The following is a 23,128-nucleotide window of genomic DNA, read 5'->3' on the forward strand; positions in this document are numbered from 1 at the left end:
AAAATCAAAAAAAAACCGTTCCTTAAAGGAACGGTTTTTAAAGTATTATAAAAAGTTTTTATTATTCAGATTCTATAGCAGATAAAACAACACGTCTGTTTAATGCTCTACCTGTAGCAGTTTTATTACTAGCAATTGGGTTAGCTTCTCCATAACCTACAGCATGTAAACGCCAATCTTCAATTCCTTTTGATGTTAAATAATCTACTACTGCTTGAGCTCTCTCTTGAGATAATTTTAAGTTTTTAGCATCATCTCCAGCACTATCAGAGTGTCCTTCAACATTAAAACGAACTCCATCAAACTCTTTCATTACGTCAACAATAACATCTAAGGTTTTTGTTACACCTCCTTTAAAAACTGCCTTACCAGAGTTAAACTGAATAGTTTTTGCATAAGTTCCTAATTTCTTTTTAGCTTCTTCTGTTAACTTAACTGGACATCCATTATTTTCTTTCGGTCCTCTTTCGTTAATACAGTTATCTAAATTATCTGTAACACCGTCACCATCTGTATCTGCCCAAGGACATCCATTATTTTCAATTGGTCCAAAAGTATTAGGACATTTATCATTGTTATCAGATAATCCATCTTTATCAGAATCTGGACAACCTCCATCTTTAGCTTCACCTGCTAAATTTGGACATTTATCTTCTGAATCAATCACACCATCACCATCTGAATCTGGACAACCTTTAGTTGCTTCTGTACCTGCTAATTCTGGACAAGCATCATCTTTATCAGCAATACCATCACCATCTATATCAGAACATCCAAATAATTCTGGTTTACCAGCAATTTGTGGACATAAATCATCAGCATCTAAGACTCCATCTCCATCAGTATCTTTCGCTCCAAATCTAAATACTAAAGAAATAGAATGTTGAAAATGATATCCTGAATTTATATATGTTGCGTGTCCTAACTTTGTGTCTCCAAAAATAGCATCTGATTTGTATGAAGATTCAAAATTTAAACCTATTGATTCATTAAACCAAGTGTTAAAACCAATAGTAGGAGATACTGTCAGCGCTTCATCACCATCAACCCATACAGCCCCAAGACCAAATTTTACATACGGATCAAACCAACCAGACTCTCCAAACATATGATTCAAATCGTAACGTAAACCTAAATCTAATGAATAGTAATTTTTTTCTGATACATCTCCCGCTGGTATTTTATCTAACGAATTGATTGCACCAGTAAAATCTGCAGAAAGCCCATGATCTAAATATCTTGCTACATACGCTCTTGATAAAACAGGAATCATATTCCAATCATGAGGACCAAAATAGTCTTCAATTTGATTTCCTAGTCTAGAAACGCCATATGGTGATACATCAACCATATTAATCCCAACCCCAATGGCCCATGGATGTTTTTCATCTTGTGCATTTGACTTTATCGCGGTAAAGACTAATAAAACGATAAGTGATAGTGCTTTAAAGTTTTTCATATTTTCTTTATTTTTTTATTTAATGCAAATATAACAAAAAATAACATACGTTAGTTTGTATGTTAATTTACTCTATAAAAAAAGCCACGATATGTAATAACGTGGCTTTTTTTATTTTTAAATATTAAATCTATTGGTTTTCTTTAAATTTAAACACTAAAGAAATAGAGTGTTGAAAATGATATCCTGAAGGAATTGCATCTGTAGTATTTCCCACTAAAGTAGAAGCTTTGTAAGCTGATTCAAAATTTAAACCTACTGTTTCGTTAAACCAAGTGTTAAATCCATAACTAGGAGAAATAACTAATCCTAAGCCATCACCATCTGTCCAAGCCGTACCTAAACCTAATTTTACATAAGGATCAAACCAACCTGTGTGACCAAATAAATTGTTTAAGTCATAACGAGCACCTAAGTCAATAGAATAATATGGTTTGTCGCTAGCATTTGCAGAATCAACAATGTTTATAGACCCCGCAGCATCTACTACAATCCCAGAAGTTAAATATCTAGCAACATACACTCTTGATAACAAAGATAATGATTGCCAATCTTGTGTACCAAGATAATCCTTAATTTGATCACCTACATTTCCTAATCCAGCTGGAGAAACATCAACAAAGTTTGCTCCAAAACCAACAGCCCATACGTTTTCTTCGTCTTGAGCATTTGCTTTAAATGAAATCAACGAAACAACTAAAGCCAATAACAATAACACTTTTGAATTCTTCATATTTTTAGTTTTATATTATGTCAAATATAAAAAAAATAACATATTTTATTAGCTATATCTTATTTTTATACACTTTTAACCTCTACTACCTCATTACAATACACTAGCAACCTCTTATTTACCTTATACCCTAGTCCTATTAAAACATTAGCATAGTTTTCTATTTGCAGCTCATGTGAAGTATTAAAAACACCTGTTTTATAATCAATAATCACCGCTTCTGTTCCTTTAAAAACCACCCTATCCATAATGTTTATTTCTCCACTATGTGTTAAGAACGATCTTTCTGTATATACCTCTAAATCTTGTTGATAATATTTTGTTAGCAACGGATGACAAACTACTTTTTGTATTAAATTTTTAGCGTTTTTAGAAAACTCCATAGGTAAACCTTGCTGATCTATATAACTATTTGCCAAATCAAGATCCTTAACAGATATAATTTTTTCAAAAGCGTTATGAATTAAATTACCATACAACCTTGCCTCATCGGTTTCGCTTTCATTTTGTACAATAAAAATTTGATTGTCTTTTTTATCAACACTAAAAAACTCTTCCATCAAATAATCATCCTTAGAATCTTCTACTTTAGACAATCTTTTATTTTCTCCAATTTCATAAATCAACCCTCCATTTTTTTGAGCCATATATTCTTTAAAATAATCTGAAAACTGTTTTGGAGAATCAACATTTCCATTTTTGGTATCACACAAAATATACAATTGCTCTTCTGCTCTAGTTAGAGCAACATACAAAAGATTAAAATTGTCTAACTGAGTTTCTGCATTAAGTTTTTTTAACTGCTCTTCTCCTTGATTTCCATAAAAAGACAACTTAGTTGATGCCTGTATTTGAAAACTCTCAAAACCATCAAACAATTTACTCTCATTGGTTTTATACCATATTTTTTCTCTTTTGATGTCTTCTGTATTTAAATCAAAAGGAAAAATAACCACAGGAAACTCCAATCCTTTAGATTTATGAATGGTCATAATCTGCACCGCATTTTCACTAGGAGCTACTTCTACTTTTAAATTCTTTTTTTTCTTATCCCAATAAGATAAAAACATTTGTAAACTCCCAGATTCTTTTAATTGATATTGTAATACCACATCTAAAAACGCTTGTACAAATACATCTGATATTGGTTGAAAGTTAAAAACACGAATTAAATATTCTATCCCATCATATAAAGACATGGCGAAAAAAGTTGTTAAACTAAAATCAATCTCTAAATAAGTAAACAACTCCTCAGGACTCGTTTTAGTTAAACAGTGTTCGTAAAATTCATGCTCTGATACCTGAATATTTAAGTAGCTGTGTAAATAATACAAAATTTGAATCAAGACTTCTTTATCTTGTGGGTTTTCTATCCATCTTAATAAAAAAACAAATATTTGAACAACCTTATTATTTTTTAGCAATAAACTATCTGGAGAAATTACTTCTATTCCTTTAGACACCAAATAATCGGCAACTACAATTCCATTATTTTTATTTCTTGTTAACACACAAATATCACCATAGTTAAAACCCTTAGACTTTATCTCTAAAATCATTTGATGGATTTTATCAGGATATACTTCTTCTAACACAAAGTCTTCATCACGCTCAAAAACCTCTAAACGTACATATCCTCCTATCTTGGTATTGGTTTGTTGATATTTTTCTTGAGCATAGATATTTTGATACTCAGGCTCTTTTATATACGATGATAAAAAAGCAAAAAAGTCGTTATTAAAGTTGATGACATTACTGTAACTTCTATAGTTTGTTCCTAGAGTCACTACTTTTTTATCTACATGAAATAAATCATGATTGGCTTCATCCGAAAGCGCAACAAATTGCGAAGCTTTTCCTCCTCTCCATCTGTAAATAGATTGTTTGGCATCTCCCACTAACATTAACTGCCCACTTCCTTGCGACAAAGCATTAGCAATTAAAGGAATTAAATTTTCCCATTGCAATTCGGAAGTATCTTGCATTTCATCAATAAAAAAATATTGAAATTTCTCTCCCAAACGCTCATAAATAAATGGAACAGGCTCGTTTTTTATTTGTTTACTAATCACACGATTAAACTCCGCGTTTACACAAATATTATTTTCCTCTTTTAATTGTACGTATTCTTTGTTGATATGACTCAACACCGCCAAAGGAACTAATGATTTTAATATTTTTTTAACTAAAAAGTATTGACCTAAATGGTCTTGACATAATTTTTGAGAAATAGCATATACAGCAAATAACTCTTCTTGAATCAAATCAATTTTACCTCTATCTGCATTTTTTTTAGGATCCTTTGGTTTTGTTTTTGCATACAAAACTCCCGACTCCATATTCCCAATCAATCTTTTTCCTGCTAACTCCTCCTCTTTTAACATCCAACTACCCAAAAACTTTTTAAAATAATTAGGCAAATCTCCGCTAGCAAAAGAACTATGTGCAATATCATTCTCATCAATTAAACCAATAGCTTGTTCTCCTATTTGTTTAAAAGCTTGTTCGGTGTCTTGTAAATATTTTTTAAGATTCTTTTCTAATTTTTGAAAATCAGAAAGATCTGTATTTACCAATTTAGAAACCTCAATTTCGTTTTCTTCATTTAACAAAAGTTTAGCAACATCTATTAAAGAAGCATTAATATTCCATGACTTATCATCATTAACCTGATGCAAGGTGTAATTTACCAAGGTTTCTGTTAAATCTTTATCTTCTCCAATTCTAGAAACCATCAAATCAATGGTTTCTTCTAACAAAGGATCGGTATCCATTTCTACCTCAAAATCTAGAGGTAAACCTAAATCCAAAGAAAAAGTTCTAATTAATTTATGGGTAAAACTATCAATGGTATTGATATGAAAACTAGCGTAATTATAAAGAATGTTCTTTAAAATTCGTTGTGATTTTTCTTGAACAACATCAAAAGGCAGTCCGGTTTCTTTTAACAAATCACTAACAATATTGTTCTCTGTATTCTGAGCTGCATCTTTTAACGTTTTTAGCACACGCTGTTTCATTTCGGCAGCTGCTTTGTTGGTAAAAGTAATGGCTAGAATTTTCTGAAATTCGAACTCACTTTTAGCCAATAAAAGAATTTTTAAATATTCTTTTACTAGTGTAAAGGTTTTACCACTACCTGCCGAAGCATTATAAACTTTAAAGGGACTTTCTGAAATCATAGCACAAAAAAAAAGAGATGGTCTAAAATAAACAATCTCTTTTAAAATAAGGTTAAAATAAAAATTACTCTTTGGTCGAATTGGCTTTTCTAATAGCAACCGTAAATGTTTCTAAATCTGCATTAGACCTTGCTAATTCTACAGCAACCTTTACCACTTCTTCGTGTGTTTTTAATGGAAACCCAATTCCTACAGCCAACTTCTCTAATAATTTTAAAGACAAATCATAAGATTCTTTATCAACATGTAACATGTTTGCTAAAGCATACAATCTTTCTATTCGCTCTTCGTAATTAGAAGGCGGGTTAATTGGGTATAAATCTGGATTACGAATGATACTCCTAAACGCTAAATCACTTATTCCTAAATCGGCTTTTATTTTCTTTAGCAAAGTAATTTCTTCTCTAGATAATTTATTGTTAGACCTTGCTATTTTAACTATGCTTGCTAAGTGACCTCTATTCATTCTTTGAGTACCACTCAAAAAAATATTCATGATTGACATATATCGTATTTATTTAAGGGTTATGTACTAAAAATAGTATTTAATAGTAACTTATACAATATTTAAGCCAAAATAATCTAACCTCTAAACAGAAAGAAATTTTGTTTGATTCCTTCTAATTCTGAGTTCTTATTGTCTGATATGTAAGAGATGGCCTTTTCCGTAAAGGCTAAACCTTTATTTGTTAGACTGATAACCCCATCTTTAATCTCAATCATGTTATTCTGACTAGCGAGTTTTAAAACTTTTTTAGCTCTTTGTTTGGTCCAATTAATATGTTCTTGTAAATGATTGATATTTCTTTCTTTTTCATCTTCGTGATTAGCCAAATGCAACATAAATACCAACATTGCAACTTCGGTTTTTTGTTGTTTGGTTTTATACCATTGTGATATATAACCTTTGTTTGGAGCAAACAAATACACTATAAAAAACAACAAACCTAAAACTGTAGCAATAGTTCCTGCAATAGAAGCATCTAACCAATGTGCCACCCAATAACCTGTAACAGATGCAAAAATTCCCACCAAAGAAGATCCTATTAACATCTTTTTTAAATTATTGGTTAGTAGATATACACAAGCTGCTGGAACAATCATAAAAGCCACAACCAAAATAGCACCAATAGCATCAAAAGCACCAACCGTGGTTACTGATGAAATAGTCATTAAACCATAGTGAATTCCAATGGGGGTAAATCCTAAAGAAGCCGCTAGGCCTGCATCAAACGTTGCTATTTTTAATTCTTTGTAAAATAAAATCAACAATAAAATAGAGACTGACAAAATAGTTCCAATCATCCAAAGTGATTTTGGCCCCATATCTATTCCATTGTACATCCATCTATCAAATGGAGCAAAAGCAACTTCTCCTAACAATACGGCATCTACATCTAAATGTACATCTCCCGCATTTTTGGCTATTAAAATCACACCTAAACTAAAGAGGGATGGAAATACCAAACCAATAGCGGTATCTTCTTTTACCAAGCCTGTTTTTTGAATATACTCTACCAACACAACAGTTAAAACTCCTGTTAATGTGGCCATCAATATTAATAAAGGCGAAGCTAAATCTTGAGTAATAAAGAATCCAATTACAATTCCTGGTAAAATAGAATGACTAATAGCATCGCTTATTAAAGCCATTTTTCTTAGCACCAAAAAAACGCCTGGCAAAGCACAAGCCACAGCCACCAAAATCAATATGATTTGTATTTCTAATTGTGCATTTGTCATGACTGATTTGTATATAAATTTTTAGCCGTATTAAATCCTTTTTCTGTTAAAGACCAATCTCCTTTTTCTAAAAGAATTAACTCTTCGGATTCTAAACTTTTTAAACTCTTACGGGTGTATCCTTGAAAATTATTCAACAATTGAATTTTATGTGGATGAGAAATATTATCGTGATTTTTAGCAATGTTATACATAAACAGTAAAGTCTTCATCAATTTTAAATCGTTTCTATTTTTCCACAATTTAATCTGCCTAAACAACAAACCTCTTATAGGAGAAAACACAAATGATATCATTACAAAAACAGTAGCTATCAACACAATTACTGGCCCTGTTGACAAATTATTGGCACTAGCGCTAATGGCAGTTCCTAATAAACCTGAAGTCGCTCCAAAAAAACCAGCTAAAAGCACCATTTTAGACAAACTATTTGTCCACTGTCTTGCTGCTGCTGCCGGAGCTAACAACATAGCGCTCATTAAAACCACACCAACAGTTTGTAATCCCATCACAATAGCAATTACAATAAAAGAAGTCATTAAAGTATCTATAAACTTTACATGAAACCCTAAAGTAGTAGTATAATCTGCATCAAACAAAACCATTTTAAACTCTTTCCAAAACAACAAAACAACTATTAAAGCAATTCCCGAAATTGCAGACATTAGCCAAACATCACTAGCCAACAAAGTAGCTGCTTGACCAAACAAATATTTTTCTAAACCTGATTGATTGGCATTGGGTAATTTTTGAATATACGTTAACAACAACATTCCAAATCCAAAAAAAGTAGACAACACCACTCCCAAAGCAGTATCAGATTTTAAATGAGTTTTTGATATAATTCCTTTGATAAAAACAGCACTTACCAAACCACTTAACAAGGCGCCCAACAACAAACCATTATTGTTTTTTACTCCTAAAACCAAAAATACAATGGCGATTCCTGGTAACGAAGCATGAGAAATAGCATCGCCCAACAGACTTTGTTTTCGCAACACAGCAAAACTTCCTAGCATACCACACAAAGCCCCTAGTACAGCTGTACCAAGCGTAATAATTTGCAGTGTGTAATCTGTCATTAATAAATCAAAATATTCTTTCATCCTTTTAGTTTGTCAAGTCATAAAGTAGAAAGTTATCTCACTAACTTTTCCACTTTTAAACTTTTCACTTTACAACTACTCTACAATACTTGTTTTGTAATTAATTCCGTAAGTCTTGGTTAAATTGTCATCGTTAAAAATCTGTGCTACTGGTCCTGTAGCAATTTTCTTCACATTTAAAAAAGTAACCCAATCAAAATATTCTGGAACAGTTTGTAAATCATGATGCACAACAATGACCGTTTTCCCTGCCTTTCTCAACTCTTTTAAAATCTGAATAATGGCTTTTTCTGTAGTAGCATCTACTCCTTGAAAAGGTTCATCCATAAAATAAATGGCTGCATTTTGCACCAAAGCTCTAGCCAAAAAAATTCTTTGTTGCTGCCCACCAGACAATTGAGAAATTTGTCTATTCTGAAAAGTTAACATCCCCACTTTTTCTAAAGCTTCTAAAGCGGCTTTTTTTTCGGCTTTCCCTGGTCTTTTTATCCAACCTAAAGAACCGTATGTCCCCATCATTACCACATCTAAAGCTGTGGTAGGAAAATCCCAATCCACACTTCCTTTTTGAGGAACATAAGCTACTAAGTGGCGTTGTTTTTTATATGGTTTTCCGTATACTGTAACAGATCCTGCCAAGGGTTTTATAATATCTAAAATAGATTTTAACAAGGTAGATTTTCCAGCTCCGTTTGGCCCAACAATAGCCATCAACACTCCTTCTGGAATTTGTAAATCAATATCCCACAAAACGGGTTTATAATTATACGCTACAGTTAAATCATCAATAGCTATGGCTATTTTTTGTTCCATTGTTTTATTTATTTTGGGTGTTACCCTTCCCGAAATTTCGGGAGGGTCGTGCTTTCCTTACTCGCTTTTAAAGGCTCTCGATTCCGCTCGAGCACCTTTAAAGAGCTCAAACAGGCCAGTCAATCACTAACACAGTTTGTAAAAAGAATTTAATATTCATAGAATCATCTCAGTTCTCGACTTCGCTCGAACACCTCTATACTTACTTTAACGCTTCTACAATCGTATTCACGTTGTAACGATACATCCCTATATATTTTCCTGTTTCCTCTGTTGGATTCCCTAAAGCATCCGAAAATAATTGACCTCCAATTTTAACTTCATGTCCTTTTGATTCTACAGAAGCTTGCAAAGCCTCTACTGTTCTTTTAGGCACAGAACTTTCTACAAAAATGGCTTTTACTTTATTTACTATAATAAAATCAGAAATACGTTGCACATCTCTCACACCAGCTTCCGTAGCTGTTGATAATCCTTGCAATCCCACTACCTGAAAACCGAACTCTTTTCCAAAATAAGAAAAAGCATCATGAGCAGTTACTAAAATTCTTTTTTCCTTAGGCAACTCGGCCACCTTTGTTTTTAACTCAGTCTTCAATAAACTTAGCGCTGCTAAATAATCTAAGCCATTTTTTTGATAAACAGCTTTATTCTCAGGATTCGCTTTTGATAAAGCAACAATCAATTTTTCAGTAATTGTTTTCCAATTATCAATAGAAAACCAAATATGTGGATCGTGAGAATTTGCAAACATTTCTGAATTGATAATTTCATCATGCGATAAAAAATCACCCAAAGCAATGGTTTGTTTACCAATCTGATTCATTTTCTCAAACACATCTACCAATTTTCCTTCTAAGTGTAATCCGTTATAAACAATTAAATCGGCACTAGATAATTTAGAAACATCACCTTCTGAAGCTTTGTACAAATGAGGATCGACCCCTGCTCCCATAATTCCTTTTACCTCAATATCATTTCCTCCCAATACTTTTACCAAATCGGTAATCATGGTAGTGGTTGTAACTACAGTAAACTTTGTGTTTTCTATTTTTTTTGATGGTTTACAAGCCACCAAACCTGTTAACAACAAAGCAAACGCTATTATTTTTTTCATTTTAATCATTTTGTTTTACATACAAATTGCTAGAAATTTGTTGTGATATGGATATTTTTTGCTCATCAATAAGCAACATCATAGAATTATCAAAACTCTCTTTGTGTAATACTTTTATCTCTACTCCAAGTTTAATATCTGCATTATCTAAATACTTTAAAAAAGCACTAGAACTATCTTTTACTCCAACAATTTTACTTTCTTCTCCTACTTGTAAAGAAGACAGAACCGTAATATTCCTTTTGATAAAATTCCCATCCTTATCTGGAATAGGATCTCCGTGAGGATCATATCTAGGAAAATCTAAAAAAGCATCTAATCCATTGGTTAATTTTACAGACTTTACATGCTCTAACTGCTCTGCCACTTCGTGAACTTCATCCCATTGAAAACCTAAATGACGAACCAAAAACACCTCCCATAGCCTGTGTTTTCTAATAACATGCACCGCTATTTCTTTTCCCTTTATTGTTAAAGAAACTCCTTGATACTTTACATAATTCACCAAATCTTTTTCGGCCAATTTCTTAATCATATCTGTTACAGATGAAGCCTTAGTTTCTAACTTCTCTGCAATTTTATTGGTACTTACCGCTTTGTTACTCACAACAAACAAACTATATATAGCTTTTAGGTAATTCTCTTCTGTTTGTGATAAATCTAATTCCATTATTACAAAGATATAAATAAAAACAACAACATGTTTTAAAATTATTTTTAGACAAGTCTAAAAATTTATATAGATTTGCAAAAAATAATTTTAATGAAATCAATAATTATATCTTTTTTAATATTTACCACTGCTATTGTTCACGCACAACAGTCTTATTTAAATGGTAAAGTAGTTTCTAATGGAAATCCTATTCTTGCCAACCTTACCATTAAAGAAAACAATAAAACTATTAGTACTAATTTAAACGGAGAATATTCTTTAAAAACCAAGCCTGGAATATATACAATTATCGTATCCGCCGTTGGGTATAAAAATCAAGAAACCAAACTGATGTTTTCTAACAACGATATTCGAACCCTTAATTTTGAATTAAAAGAAGACATTTTAGGATTAGACAAAGTTGTAGTTACTGCAACAAGAGGATATTTAAACCGAAAAAAAGCACCTGTTATTGTAACTGTAACAGATGCAAAAGTTTTAGAAGCTACCCAAGCGGTAAGTTTATCAGAAGGATTAAACTTTCAGCCTGGTTTAAGAATGGAAACCAATTGCCAAAACTGCGGAACTTCCGAAGTAAAAATGAATGGACTTGGAGGCTCTTACTCACAAATTTTGATTGACAGTCGTCCTATTTTTAGTGCATTAAACAGTGTTTATGGACTAGATCAAATCCCTGCTAATATCATCAAACAAATAGAAGTAGTTCGTGGTGGTGGCTCTGCCCTTTATGGTTCTAATGCTATTGCAGGAACTATTAATATTATTACCAAAGATCCATCAGAAAACAGTTTTGCTATTGGAAGCAATTTAGCTTTGATAGACGGTAACACTCAAGACAAAACCATTACTTTTAACGGTACTGTTATTAACGAAGATTACGATACAGGAATTGCGCTTTTTGGTATGAAACGTAACCGAGGTGCTTACGATGCAGATAACGATGGTTTTACAGAAATCACCGAAATGGAAAACACTTCGTTTGGCCTAAAAGCTTTTACAAGACCTACCAACAGAAAAAAAATTACGGCTGAATTTAACGCTAACAACGAATACAGAAGAGGTGGAAACAACCTACATTTACTTCCATTTTTAGCCGATGTTACAGAACAAATAGAATCTACTGTTGTATCTGGAGGGTTGACTTATGAATATTTAAGTCCTAATAAAAAGGACAACTACTCTGTTTACGCTTCTACTTCTGTATCTAAAAACAAAAACTTTTACGGAGGATTGGCAGGTAATACTCCAACTGAAGAAAATATTAAAGAGAGTATAGAAGGTTTTGGAAAATCAAAAGACATCACCTTTGTTACAGGAACTCAATACGCTCATAAATTCGACAAGTTTTTAAACAACACAGGTACTTTTACAGGAGGAATAGAATACAAGTACAATGACATTGATGACCGAAAAGAAAACCCTGCTTTTATTCCTATTTTACAAACAACACATATTTTAGGTATTTATGCGCAACAAGAATGGGTAATAAACAATAAACTTAGAGTTTTAGGAGGACTTAGAGGTGATATACACAATTTAGCCGAAGAGTTTGTGGTATTTAATCCAAGAGCTAATATTTTATACAGTATTAACAAGAATTTAAGATGGAGAACTAGTTATGCCAAAGGTTTTAGAGCTCCACAAATTTATGGAGAAGATGTACACGCCGGTTTAGCAGCAGGAGAAATTAGTAGAATTAGAAATGCCGATGGATTAAAATCGGAAACTTCTCATAGCTTTTTAACTTCTTTAGACTGGACAAAAGAATTAACAAATGGTGATTTTTCTTTGGTTACAGAATTGTTTTACACCAAACTAAACAATGCCTTTGCCTTAGAACAAGGAACCCAAACGGCTCCAGATTCAGGAATTTTTGAATGGATAAGAAGTAATTCTACCGGAGCAAAAGTGTATGGTGCTAATATCGAATTAAAATATGCTCCAAACATAAAATGGTTATTTCAAGCAGGAGGAACTCTTCAACGTTCTTTGTATAACGACAAAGTAGAATGGTCTGAAGATGAACTTGACCAAGCCACAAAAAGATTTAATAAAACCCCAAATGTATACGCAAACTTTGTAGCCACATACGCTCCTACCAAAACATTTCAAAACAACTTATCTGGGGTGTTTACTGGTCCAATGTATGTGCAACATTTGGCAGGATTTATCCCTAAAGATAAACTAGAAAAGTCTCCTTCTTTTTTTGAATTAAACTGGAAATCTTCTTATCGTTTTTTTATTGATGACCACAAACACACTTACTTTGAAGTATCTGGTGGAATTCAAAATATATTTAATGCTTATCAAAAAGATTTTGACCAAGGAGTAGATAGAGATGTAACTTATATTTATGGACCTCAAAGACCTAGAACATTTTTTGTAGGATTAAAATTTGGAATATAAATACCTAATTAAAAATATATACACTATTTTAAATGCTACTTACAAGCATTAAAACAATATGAAAAAAATAGTGTATATATTTCTAATGATTGCATTTGCAAGTGCGAACGCTCAAATCATTACAGACAGACCTACTCAAACAGAAAGTTCATTAACTGTAAATTCTGGAGATTTACAAATTGAAAGCGGCTACTTAATTTCTTTTGAAAATGACCTCAAAAACACTTTAGCGCCTGTAGCACTATTTAGATATGGTATTACCAAAGGAGTTGAAGTTAGAATCTTAAGTCAATTTCAAACCGCTAAAGAAAATAATATAACCAGCAAAGGAATTAGTGATTTACAAATTGGTACTAAAATTCAACTTTTAAACAATGAAGATGTAAATACCAAAATTGCATTTTCATCACAACTATCACTGCCTACAGGAAGTAAAGGATTTAGCTCAGAAAAAACAGGTTCTATCAACAGACTTTCCTTTTCTCACTCCATTACTAACAATACGGGTATTGGTTACGGAATTGGTTATGATTATTTTGGATTTGGAAACGGAAATGCCATCTATTCAATTTCTTTAGGAACAGCCGTAAACAATAAAGTAAGCATATATATTGAGCCTTACGGAACTTTTGTAAACCTCAACAACCATATCTCTAACATCAATACTGGTTTTACCTACTTACAAAACGATTATTTACAATTTGATTTTTCTTTTGGAACAGGAATCAATCAAAAAAGCAACTATATTTCTGCAGGGATTAGTTGGCTAATTAAACACAAATCATCCATCTAAAAGTTAAAACCTGCTTTCAGAAGTCTTAAATATGTGTTATCCACTTGCACACTTTATTTGATAAATAGAAAATTGGCAAAAACCTTTGTGCTTATCAAATTTTTAAAAAGTTAAGAACCCCAATAAAACAAGTAAGTACAAGGAAAATATTTGTTAAAAACATCCTCATATTTTAAATCATAAACTAGTGTGCTAAAAAAGTTATGATTCGTTTTTTTACGTTGATAAATTCGTATTTTAGCATCAATCAAATTAACAAAACAGAGAGTCAAAATGGCAAAAGAGACGAACGAAAAAGATGCAAAATTAAAAGCATTACAGCTTACCTTAGATAAATTAGACAAAACTTATGGTAAAGGGGCCGTAATGAAAATGGGAGATATGGCTGTACAAGATGTAGAAGTTATTTCTTCTGGATCTTTAGGTTTGGATTTGGCTTTAGGGGTAGGTGGATATCCTAAAGGACGTATTATTGAAATTTATGGACCTGAATCTTCGGGTAAAACTACTTTAACTATTCACGCCATTGCAGAAGCACAAAAAGCTGGTGGTATTGCTGCTTTTATTGATGCAGAACATGCTTTTGATCGTTTTTATGCTGAAAACTTAGGGGTTGATGTTGATAACTTAATTATTTCTCAACCAGATCACGGAGAGCAAGCATTAGAAATTGCAGAAAACTTAATCCGTTCTGGAGCTATTGATATTGTTGTAATTGACTCCGTTGCTGCCTTAACTCCAAAAAGTGAAATTGAAGGAGAAATGGGAGATTCTAAAATGGGATTACATGCTCGTTTGATGTCTCAGGCATTACGTAAATTAACAGGAACTATTAGCAAAACAAAGTGTACTGTAATATTTATTAACCAGTTACGTGATAAAATTGGAGTAATGTTCGGAAATCCTGAAACTACTACTGGAGGTAACGCTTTAAAATTCTACGCTTCTGTACGTGTTGATATTCGTAGAAGAACGCAATTAAAAGACGGAGATACTGTAATAGGAAACTCTACCAAAGTTAAAATTGTAAAGAACAAAGTAGCTCCACCATTTCAACAAGCAGAGTTTGACATCATGTATGGTGAAGGAATTTCTAAAGTTGGAGAAATTTTAGACATTGGAGTAAACTACGGAATTATTAAAAAGAGTGGTTCTTGGTTTAGCTATGGTGAAACTAAATTAGGACAAGGTAGAGATGCTGTAAAAGGATTGATAAAAGATAATCCTGAATTAGCCGAAGAACTAGAAGCTAAAATTATTGATGCTATTAAAAACCCAGAAGGAGAAGAATAGACATCTTTTTATATCATAAAAAAACCGATAGTAATTGCTATCGGTTTTTTTATGATATTCATTTAAGCTGATTTAAATCTAACTCAAGTTAAATAAAACTAGTTCTTTTTACTCTTGTCTTCCAACTCTAATTTTTCTGCAAAATATTCACAAAAATCTCTCATCGTTGCAGACATTTTTTCATCATTAGTCGCTCTTTCAAAAGTATCTGCCATTTGCAATAATGTTTGATGAAAAAACACTTTCATTTCATCAACAGGCATCTTTTTTGTCCACAAAGGCAAGTATAAAGTTTCTTTTTCTTTACTATCCCAAACAGAAATTAAAGTTGCTTTTGATGCATCTTTGGTAACGCCACCATCTGTTGCAGACCAGTGAATAGTTTCTGGAATTTTATTTTCATCAAGCCCTATTTCAAACTCTATTTTTGATTTATGTGCTACTGCCATCTTCTTAATTTTTTAGACTGCAAAGATATAGAATTTGTTTTCGATAGCATGATGATGAAAATCATTCTTAAAACAATTTAGCAAACCTGTTTTGATCAAGGATATTTTTAAGATCATAAAAATACGCGAATTGCCATTTTTGAGTAGCCAATGCTTGTTTAGTGTCAACAACATCCCAAGGAGAATATACCCTAAAAGCCCTTTTACCCTCTTTAGTTTTAGTACTAATAATTCCCTTGTGAATGAGCACTGATTTTGGAAAAACAAAAACGCCCAATTGATTAGATAACTTTGCATTTACAAGAAAAAAATCAAAAGAATCGTTCTCAAAAAAAGGTTCAATTACCCCACTATTATTTCTTTTATAAAAAGTTACAAATTGTCCTTTTTTCTTTGGCGTTATTTTAGAAGTTCTACTAATGATTCGCTTTCCATTTAACAAAAATCTACAGGCTTTATACTCTTTACTTTCTTTTTCTAATACAAAATCAATAGGTTTTAAATCAACTCCATCATTACTTTTTAAGGTAATTTCATTTAGTAAAACCTCCATTATTTTTTGGGTTTATATCCCGATTGATTTAAAATAGTTTGAGCATCTAAATCAATTAATTCCTGTGGAGATATATGATGTTTGTCCATATAAACCCTAACAATTTTTAAACCCATAAACTTTCCTATAGCACCTGGAGAATCTCTATCAATAGAGGTGTAAAATTTAGAAAAAGGAGCCACCTCTAAAAATCGCTGTTTCAATTTTCCATCATTACTATACAACAACTCATTTTTAATAAAAAAAGCCCAAATTGTAGCCTCATTTACTTCTGCCCAAGCCATTTTTTTTGGTGTATATCCTAACTTTATTTCATCGTTTACTTTAGGCAAAAACAAATCTAACAAATACATTTTTTTACCTTCAAAAATCATTTGCCCTAAAAAAGTTCGATCTTGGTCTACAGGATATTTGATCTCTATAATCTTTTGAGCAATGGCCGAAGTCATATGCTTTGGTGTAAAAGTTTCTGACAAATATTTTGCATAACCTCCATACACAAGATGATCTTTCCCTAAAAACATATCTAAAGAAACTAGCAATAAAGAATCAGAATACAAGACTTTATCTTGATAAGAAACTCCCGTAATATCTGTAACTACTGTTGGCACAGTAAAATCTTTAAAGTAATATTTAATATGTTTAAACAAAACATCAATCTCTTTTTCTTGTATTTTAAAATCTCCGTAAACTTTTTTCACTTCCTTATACAAAAATTGTTGAGCAGTATCTTTCATCCTCTCCAACACCAAATCATTAGGCATTTGCTCAGGAAACATATAGGGGAAATTTGTTTTTAACTTTGGTAAATCATTTGGACTTGCTTTAAACAAAGCATCGTGAAATAAAGCAAACTGAGTGTTGGTTTTTACTTTTAAAATTTCTTGCTCTGTTTTACTAGTTGATGTACAAGCAACTAGAGTTAAGAATATTAAAGATATGCAACACCACTTTTTCATGCTATGATATATTTTGAGTAAGTTTGTAGTAACCTCAACAAAAATAAGAAATAAGCAACATGGAAACTCAAAAGATCGCAGAACATATTATTGCCTGGCTAAAAGATTATGCTAAAAAAGCAGGTGTAAAAGGATTTGTAGTAGGTGTATCTGGCGGAATTGATTCAGCCGTAACCTCTACTTTATGTGCCAAAACAGGACTACCAACTGTTTGTGTAGAAATGCCTATACACCAACATCCAGATCAAGTTAACAGAGCTCAAGAACATATTGCACAATTATCAAAACGTTTTAGCAATGTTTCTAGTCAACGCGTGGATTTAACCGAAAGTTTTGAAACTTTTAAAAAAGCCGTCCCTACTACAGATAACGAAGCTATTCTTAATTTAACCTTAGCCAATACTAGGGCTAGAATTAGAATGACAACCTTATACTACATTGCAGGATTACACAGTAGTTTAGTTGCAGGTACAGGAAATAAAGTAGAAGATTTTGGTGTTGGTTTCTACACAAAATACGGAGATGGTGGTGTTGATGTAAGCCCTATTGCTGATTTAATGAAAAGTGATGTTTTTGCTTTAGGTAAATATTTAAAAGTTCCAACAGCCATACAAACTGCTGCTCCAACCGATGGGTTGTTTGGTGATAGCCGTACCGATGAAGATCAATTAGGAGCTAGTTATGATGAACTTGAATGGGCCATGAAACAACAAGCTGCAGGAAAAACAGCATACAACTTTACTGATAGAGAAAAAGAAGTATTTATTATTTACAGTAAATTAAATACAGCTAATCAGCATAAAATGCAACCAATTCCTGTTTGTGAAATTCCAAAAGAATGGAAATCTTAAACATTACAATTCTATACTCACACAAGCCTCTTTATAAAAATAAAGAGGCTTTTTTATTTTCTCATTAAACCTTTATCATGTATTTAAGTCCAAAAATCATCAACCAATGACTTAAAAAAATCATGACAATCAATATCTTATCTAAAAAAGCTCTAAACATCCTGTTTATATTCATTAGCAGCTATGGAATTGCCCAACAAAAATTTGAAGGAACAGCTCATTACATTTCTAAAACAGATGTAGACATGAGTAATTTTTCGCGTCCTGACATGAGCGAAGATCAAAAAAAGAGGATGGCAGAACGCATGAAAAGTATGTTCGAAAAAACATATGTTTTAGATTTTAACAAAACAGAATCTATTTTTAAAGCCGAAGAAAAGTTAGCTGCCCCTACTCAACAAGGAGGAAATGGTGGTCCCGGTGGTCGATTTGGATCTGTAATTTCTGGTGCAGTAGATGGTGATAAATACAAAAACACAGAAACCAAAGAGCTTTTAATTTCTAACGAATTATTAGGTAAAAAGTTTTTAGTGAATGATGAGCTTCCAAAATTAGATTGGAAAACAACAGGAGAAGTAAAACAAATTGGTCAATACATGTGTTTTAAAGCAACTGCAGTAAAAACATGGACAGACTTTGATATATCTAACTTTAGAAGACCTCCAGGTAAAGAGGAAGAACCTAAAGAAGAAAAAAAGGAAGAAAAACAAATAGAAACTTTAGTAACAGCTTGGTACACCTTACAGATTCCTGTTAGCCAAGGCCCAGGTAACTATTGGGGACTTCCTGGTTTAATTTTAGAAATTCACGAGGACAATACCATTATTTTATGTTCTAAAATTGTTTTAAACGCAAAAGACAAAACAAGCATAAAAAAACCTACAAAAGGAAAAAAAGTAACACTTAAAGAATACAATGAAATTGCTACTGAAAAGTTTCAAGAAATGAGAGAAAACTTTAGGTCTAGAAGAGGTGGAGATAATAACAGAGGAGGAAGAAGATAATGAAACTAAAATTAATTGCATTTTTTGCACTAGTAACCTCAGTTGCTTTTAGTCAAGTAAAAGTAGAAGGAATTGTAAAAGACAGTATTGGAAATCCTATAGAATTAGCCAATGTAGTAGCCATTAACCAAGAAACCAAACTAATGGATTCTTATAGCATGACAGACAATGAAGGACATTACAAACTAAACCTTAATAGTAACAGTACCTATACACTACAAGCTAGTTATATTGGTATGAAAACTATAGAAGCAACTCTTAAAACCCTAAAAGAAGATTTATACCAAAACTTTAATTTAAACAGTGATACTAATTTAGATGAAGTAGAACTGGTTTACGAAATGCCCGTAGTAATTAAGGGAGATTCATTAATATACAATGCAGATTCTTTTAGAGCCAAAACCGATAGAAAACTAGGAGATGTACTAAACAAATTACCTGGAGTAGAAGTAAACGATGATGGTGAAATTGAAGTAGATGGGGTAACCGTTAGAAAGGTAATGGTAGAAGGAAAAGATTTTTTTGATGGGGACTCTAAGCTAGCCACACAAAATATTCCTGCAGATGCCTTAGACAAAATAGAGGTATTAAAAAATTACGATGAAGTTAGCCAACTAAAGTCTGTTAGAAATAATGAGGAAAGTATCGCTATCAACATAAGATTAAAAGAAGGAAAAAAGAATTTTTGGTTTGGAGAAATTACAGCAGGTGCTGGACCCGATGATCGTTATATTGTTCATCCTAAATTATTTTACTACAGTCCTAAATACAGTATAAATATTATTACAGACTACAACAACATTGGTGATGTTCCTTTTACAAGACAAGATTATTTTAAATTTTCTGGAGGTGTAAGAGGTTCTAATAGAGATAGTGGAACTAGTTTTAATGTAGCCTCATCAGACATTGGTTTTTTAACCATGCAAAACAACAGAGCAAATTCCATAGAATCTAAATTTGGAGCTGTTAACTTTAATTATGCTCCTAAAAAAACATGGGACTTAAGTGGATTTGCCATCTATTCTGGTAACAAAACAGATATGTTACAAAATAGTACTAAAACCTACTCTTCTGAAAACAATATAGATGAATCAACTACAAGTGACACACGCCAAAAAGCAGATTTAGGATTGTTTAAATTTAGTTCAAAATATATTCCAAACAGCAACCATCATTTAGATTATGATGTGTTTGGTAGGGTTTCTAAACAAACAGAAATTAAAGATTTTTATTCTTCTGTTTTAGGTAATATAGATGAAAATCAAAGTCAAAACCCTTATAGCATTAATCAGAATTTAAATTACTACTACACCTTAAACCCATCAAATATCTTTGCTTTTGAATTGCAATATCTAGCACAAGACGAGGATCCATTTTACAACGCTATTTTAGAGAAAACCAATGAGTTTAAATTTTCTGACGAATTAAACTTAGACGAAACACAAAGCAGCTACAATATTGCGCAAGACAAAAGAATTAAAACCAACAAATTAGATACTAAAGTTGATTATTGGTATGTTTTAAATGATAAAAGCAATATTAATTTTAGTATAGGTCTTCTTAATAGTACTCAACGTTTTAGCTCAGAAATTTATCAAATTTTAGACAACGGAGATAATTATAAACTAAACAATGATGATGGTTACAATACCTATAACCAAATCACGTATAATTTTAGCGATGCATATTTAGCTGCACAATACACTTTAAAAACAGGAATGTTTACGTTTAGACCTGGGTTTTCGGCACACACCTATTACACCAAAAATAGTCAGTTTGGTAAAATTGTAGAAGATAGTTTTGTAAGATTACTACCTAAATTTAACACCACTATGGAGTTAAAGAAAACAGAAACCTTAACATTTAATTATGCCATCAATAATACTTTTACCGATGTAAATAAATTAGCAGAAGGGTTTGTATTTAATAATTACAACTCTATTTTTAGAGGTAACAGTGAGTTAGAAAATTCACTAGCTCACAACTTAAATTTAAACTACAGAAGTTTTAATCAATTTAATTATACTAACATTTTTGCTAGATTAAGTTATTCTAAGCGTATTAATCAAATTAGAAATAAAGCAGAATTTATAGACAATTCTAACAATCAAATCTCTGTGCCTTTTAACTCAAATTTTGAAGATGAAACTGTTGGTTTAAATGGTAGGTTTGAGAAAACCATTAACAAAATAAAAACCTCTTTAGGAGCTAACTACTCTTATTCAAAATTCAACCAACTTATTAATAATCAACAAAGAGTAAACGAATCTTTTACTCAAAGTTACAGAACCCAAATAAACACTAATTTTAAAACGGCTCCAAATGTATCTGTTGGTTACAACCTAAGCATAAATGATTATAATCAAGGATCTGGAAATACTAAATATTACACCCATAGTCCATACGTAAATTTAAATACCTATTTCTTAAAAGGATTTATTTTTAACACGGAATATTCATACTTTAACTATAGAAATAACGAAAGAACTTTAAATAACTATACTTTTTTTGATGCTAGTTTAGCATATCAAAAAGAAGACAGCAAGTGGGAATATAAGTTAACAGCAACCAACTTATTAAACACTAAATCTTTAAACAGAGACAATATTAACACCTTATATACTAACACCACTGAATACTTTATTCAGCCTAGATATATTGTATTAAGTCTTAAATACAATTTATAAAGTAGTCATTTATAACTAATAAAACTAGATTTAACCTTTCTTTCGTTCACTATTTGATATCTTTGCATTCTATTGAATAATCAATAGACAACATTAAATACAACTTATGGCGGATAGCTTTGAAAAAAAAGAAAGAGAAAAGAAAAAAGCAAAAAAACGTAAAGAAAAAGCGCTTCGTAAAGAGCAGTTAAGGGAATCTGGAGAAAAAACTGCAGAATTCATGTACATGGGAGCTGACGGACAATTAACTACCGAAAAACCAGACCCTACACATGTTAAAGAAGAAATATCTTTAAGCGACATCCACATAAGCACTCCTAAAAAAGAAGATTTAGAACAAGAAGACCCTGTTAAAATAGGAATTGTAAATCACTTTAATAGCGATAAAGGATACGGATTTATTGACCAAAAAGAAACTGGAGAAAGTTTTTTTGTACACGTTAATAATATCGAAGGAGTTATTAAAGAAGGAAATAAAGTTTCTTTTGAAACAGAAAAAGGACCTAAAGGTCTTGTTGCTGTAAAAGTTAAATTATTTGTTGCTTAGTAACTAAGTATCGACATAAAAAAACCCTTACTGAAAATTTAGTAAGGGTTTTTTGTTTGTGGAGACGCCGAGAATCGAACTCGGGTCCAAACGAGCAATCGCGTAGCTTTCTACATGCTTAGTTTTTATCAAATTGTCGGCAAAAAGCTAGTCAAAAACAACTTACTCTAAGCTTAACTTATTGAGTTTCGGAAAAGCAGCTAAGTAATACTTTTCCTATCTAGACTTTTACGACATCTCTAAATTGCACGCGGTCTATCAGCGCTGGCATGAGATGCATAGCTTGTTCACCTTGTGAACCTAGGCCTTATCGTACTATTAATTCGGATAATTAGGCAGCCATGGCGAAAGATTCTTCACCGTTTATTGTTTTGGAACCTCGATTTACGAGAATGAGCTCCATCTCTCGGCATGCTTACTAGTTAATTGACCTCGCTGTCAAAACCAGTCGTCCCCATATTGTCAAAGAAGTTTGCAAAGTTATATATTTATACGCACAAAACACATACCAATATATAATTAATGAATAATTTGTCAGACCAACAATATTTAATAAAACTAGCCAACACAAAAATGCCTTTTGGTAAATACAAAGGTTACGATTTAATTAACCTACCAGAGCATTATATTGTTTGGTACAAACAAAAAGGGTTTCCTGCAGGTACACTAGGCAAAATGATGGCAGAAGTTTACGAACTAAAATTAAATGGGCTAGAAGATATTATTCGTAAATTAAAAAACAAATAGCTTGTTAAGCGAA

General features: G+C 31.9%; 20 protein-coding genes and 1 other RNA gene. 8 read left to right on the top strand and 13 right to left on the bottom strand.

Annotation, left to right across the window (positions count from 1 at the left end; genetic code table 11):
• Window positions 1–61: 61 nt before the first annotated feature.
• The 9 genes from AXE80_RS12735 to AXE80_RS12775 all read right to left on the bottom strand — a co-directional run bounded on the left by AXE80_RS12735 (window position 62) and on the right by AXE80_RS12775 (window position 10,823).
• On the bottom strand, window positions 62–1,459 hold the full coding sequence (locus AXE80_RS12735; protein ID WP_068827955.1) for an OmpA family protein: 1,398 nt from the start codon (window positions 1,457–1,459) through the stop codon (window positions 62–64).
• Window positions 1,460–1,589: 130 nt separating this feature from the next.
• Entirely contained in the window at window positions 1,590–2,192 is a 603-nt protein-coding gene (locus AXE80_RS12740; RefSeq protein ID WP_068827957.1) for a hypothetical protein, read from the bottom strand.
• A gap of 65 nt (window positions 2,193–2,257) precedes the next feature.
• Window positions 2,258–5,374, bottom strand: a complete 3,117-nt coding sequence (locus tag AXE80_RS12745; RefSeq protein WP_068827961.1) for a UvrD-helicase domain-containing protein — start codon at window positions 5,372–5,374, stop codon at window positions 2,258–2,260.
• A 64-nt stretch (window positions 5,375–5,438) separates the two neighbouring features.
• Window positions 5,439–5,870 carry a hypothetical protein gene (locus tag AXE80_RS12750; protein ID WP_157359407.1) on the bottom strand — a complete coding sequence of 144 codons (432 nt, stop codon included), beginning with the start codon at window positions 5,868–5,870 and terminating at the stop codon, window positions 5,439–5,441.
• An 86-nt stretch (window positions 5,871–5,956) separates the two neighbouring features.
• Window positions 5,957–7,117 carry a metal ABC transporter permease gene (locus AXE80_RS12755; protein WP_068827965.1) on the bottom strand — a complete coding sequence of 387 codons (1,161 nt, stop codon included), beginning with the start codon at window positions 7,115–7,117 and terminating at the stop codon, window positions 5,957–5,959.
• A complete protein-coding gene (locus AXE80_RS12760) occupies window positions 7,114–8,223 on the bottom strand; it encodes a metal ABC transporter permease (RefSeq protein WP_068827967.1) in 1,110 nt (369 codons plus the stop codon). Before AXE80_RS12760 ends, AXE80_RS12755 begins: the two co-directional genes overlap by 4 nt.
• A gap of 75 nt (window positions 8,224–8,298) precedes the next feature.
• Window positions 8,299–9,036, bottom strand: coding sequence for a metal ABC transporter ATP-binding protein (locus AXE80_RS12765; RefSeq protein WP_068827969.1), 738 nt, complete (start codon window positions 9,034–9,036; stop codon window positions 8,299–8,301).
• A 202-nt stretch (window positions 9,037–9,238) separates the two neighbouring features.
• Window positions 9,239–10,153 carry a metal ABC transporter solute-binding protein, Zn/Mn family gene (locus AXE80_RS12770; RefSeq protein ID WP_068828908.1) on the bottom strand — a complete coding sequence of 305 codons (915 nt, stop codon included), beginning with the start codon at window positions 10,151–10,153 and terminating at the stop codon, window positions 9,239–9,241.
• 1 nt (window position 10,154) lies between these two features.
• Complete coding sequence (locus AXE80_RS12775) at window positions 10,155–10,823, bottom strand: metal-dependent transcriptional regulator (RefSeq protein WP_068827971.1); 669 nt, start codon at window positions 10,821–10,823, stop codon at window positions 10,155–10,157.
• Between the two features lie 93 nt (window positions 10,824–10,916).
• Between AXE80_RS12775 and AXE80_RS12780 the strand changes: the two genes are divergently transcribed.
• The 3 genes from AXE80_RS12780 to recA all read left to right on the top strand — a co-directional run bounded on the left by AXE80_RS12780 (window position 10,917) and on the right by recA (window position 15,318).
• Window positions 10,917–13,232: a TonB-dependent receptor gene (locus AXE80_RS12780; protein ID WP_068827974.1), complete on the top strand. Its 2,316-nt coding sequence runs from the start codon at window positions 10,917–10,919 to the stop codon at window positions 13,230–13,232.
• 58 nt (window positions 13,233–13,290) lie between these two features.
• A complete protein-coding gene (locus tag AXE80_RS12785) occupies window positions 13,291–14,025 on the top strand; it encodes a transporter (protein WP_068827977.1) in 735 nt (244 codons plus the stop codon).
• Window positions 14,026–14,298: 273 nt separating this feature from the next.
• Window positions 14,299–15,318, top strand: coding sequence for a recombinase RecA (gene recA, locus AXE80_RS12790; RefSeq protein ID WP_068827980.1), 1,020 nt, complete (start codon window positions 14,299–14,301; stop codon window positions 15,316–15,318).
• 98 nt (window positions 15,319–15,416) lie between these two features.
• Here the strand turns inward: recA and gldC are convergent, their stop codons facing one another.
• The 3 genes from gldC to gldB form a co-directional block, all read right to left on the bottom strand.
• Window positions 15,417–15,767: a gliding motility protein GldC gene (gene gldC / locus AXE80_RS12795; RefSeq protein ID WP_068827983.1), complete on the bottom strand. Its 351-nt coding sequence runs from the start codon at window positions 15,765–15,767 to the stop codon at window positions 15,417–15,419.
• Between the two features lie 67 nt (window positions 15,768–15,834).
• Window positions 15,835–16,320 (bottom strand): MepB family protein, encoded by a 486-nt coding sequence (locus tag AXE80_RS12800; RefSeq protein ID WP_068827986.1) that lies wholly within the window; start codon window positions 16,318–16,320, stop codon window positions 15,835–15,837.
• Window positions 16,320–17,279, bottom strand: a complete 960-nt coding sequence (gene gldB, locus AXE80_RS12805; protein WP_068827989.1) for a gliding motility lipoprotein GldB — start codon at window positions 17,277–17,279, stop codon at window positions 16,320–16,322. Before gldB ends, AXE80_RS12800 begins: the two co-directional genes overlap by 1 nt.
• Before the next feature lie 59 nt (window positions 17,280–17,338).
• Between gldB and nadE the strand changes: the two genes are divergently transcribed.
• The 4 genes from nadE (at window position 17,339) to AXE80_RS12825 (ending at window position 22,368) form a co-directional block, all read left to right on the top strand.
• Window positions 17,339–18,130 (top strand): NAD(+) synthase, encoded by a 792-nt coding sequence (gene nadE, locus AXE80_RS12810; RefSeq protein WP_068827991.1) that lies wholly within the window; start codon window positions 17,339–17,341, stop codon window positions 18,128–18,130.
• 122 nt (window positions 18,131–18,252) lie between these two features.
• On the top strand, window positions 18,253–19,134 hold the full coding sequence (locus AXE80_RS12815; protein ID WP_068827994.1) for a GLPGLI family protein: 882 nt from the start codon (window positions 18,253–18,255) through the stop codon (window positions 19,132–19,134).
• Window positions 19,134–21,821: a TonB-dependent receptor gene (locus tag AXE80_RS12820; protein WP_068827996.1), complete on the top strand. Its 2,688-nt coding sequence runs from the start codon at window positions 19,134–19,136 to the stop codon at window positions 21,819–21,821. The genes AXE80_RS12815 and AXE80_RS12820 overlap by 1 nt, the downstream gene beginning before the upstream one ends.
• Before the next feature lie 106 nt (window positions 21,822–21,927).
• A complete protein-coding gene (locus tag AXE80_RS12825; RefSeq protein WP_068827998.1) occupies window positions 21,928–22,368 on the top strand; it encodes a cold-shock protein in 441 nt (146 codons plus the stop codon).
• A 56-nt stretch (window positions 22,369–22,424) separates the two neighbouring features.
• On the opposite strand, the gene ssrA is transcribed toward AXE80_RS12825, so the two are convergent.
• Window positions 22,425–22,824: a transfer-messenger RNA gene (gene ssrA, locus AXE80_RS12830) on the bottom strand.
• 66 nt (window positions 22,825–22,890) lie between these two features.
• Between ssrA and AXE80_RS12835 the strand changes: the two genes are divergently transcribed.
• The gene (locus tag AXE80_RS12835) at window positions 22,891–23,115 is read left to right on the top strand and encodes a DUF3820 family protein (RefSeq protein WP_068828000.1); all 225 of its coding nucleotides are present in this window, start codon (window positions 22,891–22,893) and stop codon (window positions 23,113–23,115) included.
• The last annotated feature ends 13 nt before the right edge of the window (window positions 23,116–23,128 follow it).

It is taken from the genome of Wenyingzhuangia fucanilytica (assembly GCF_001697185.1).
Classification (GTDB): domain Bacteria; phylum Bacteroidota; class Bacteroidia; order Flavobacteriales; family Flavobacteriaceae; genus Wenyingzhuangia; species Wenyingzhuangia fucanilytica.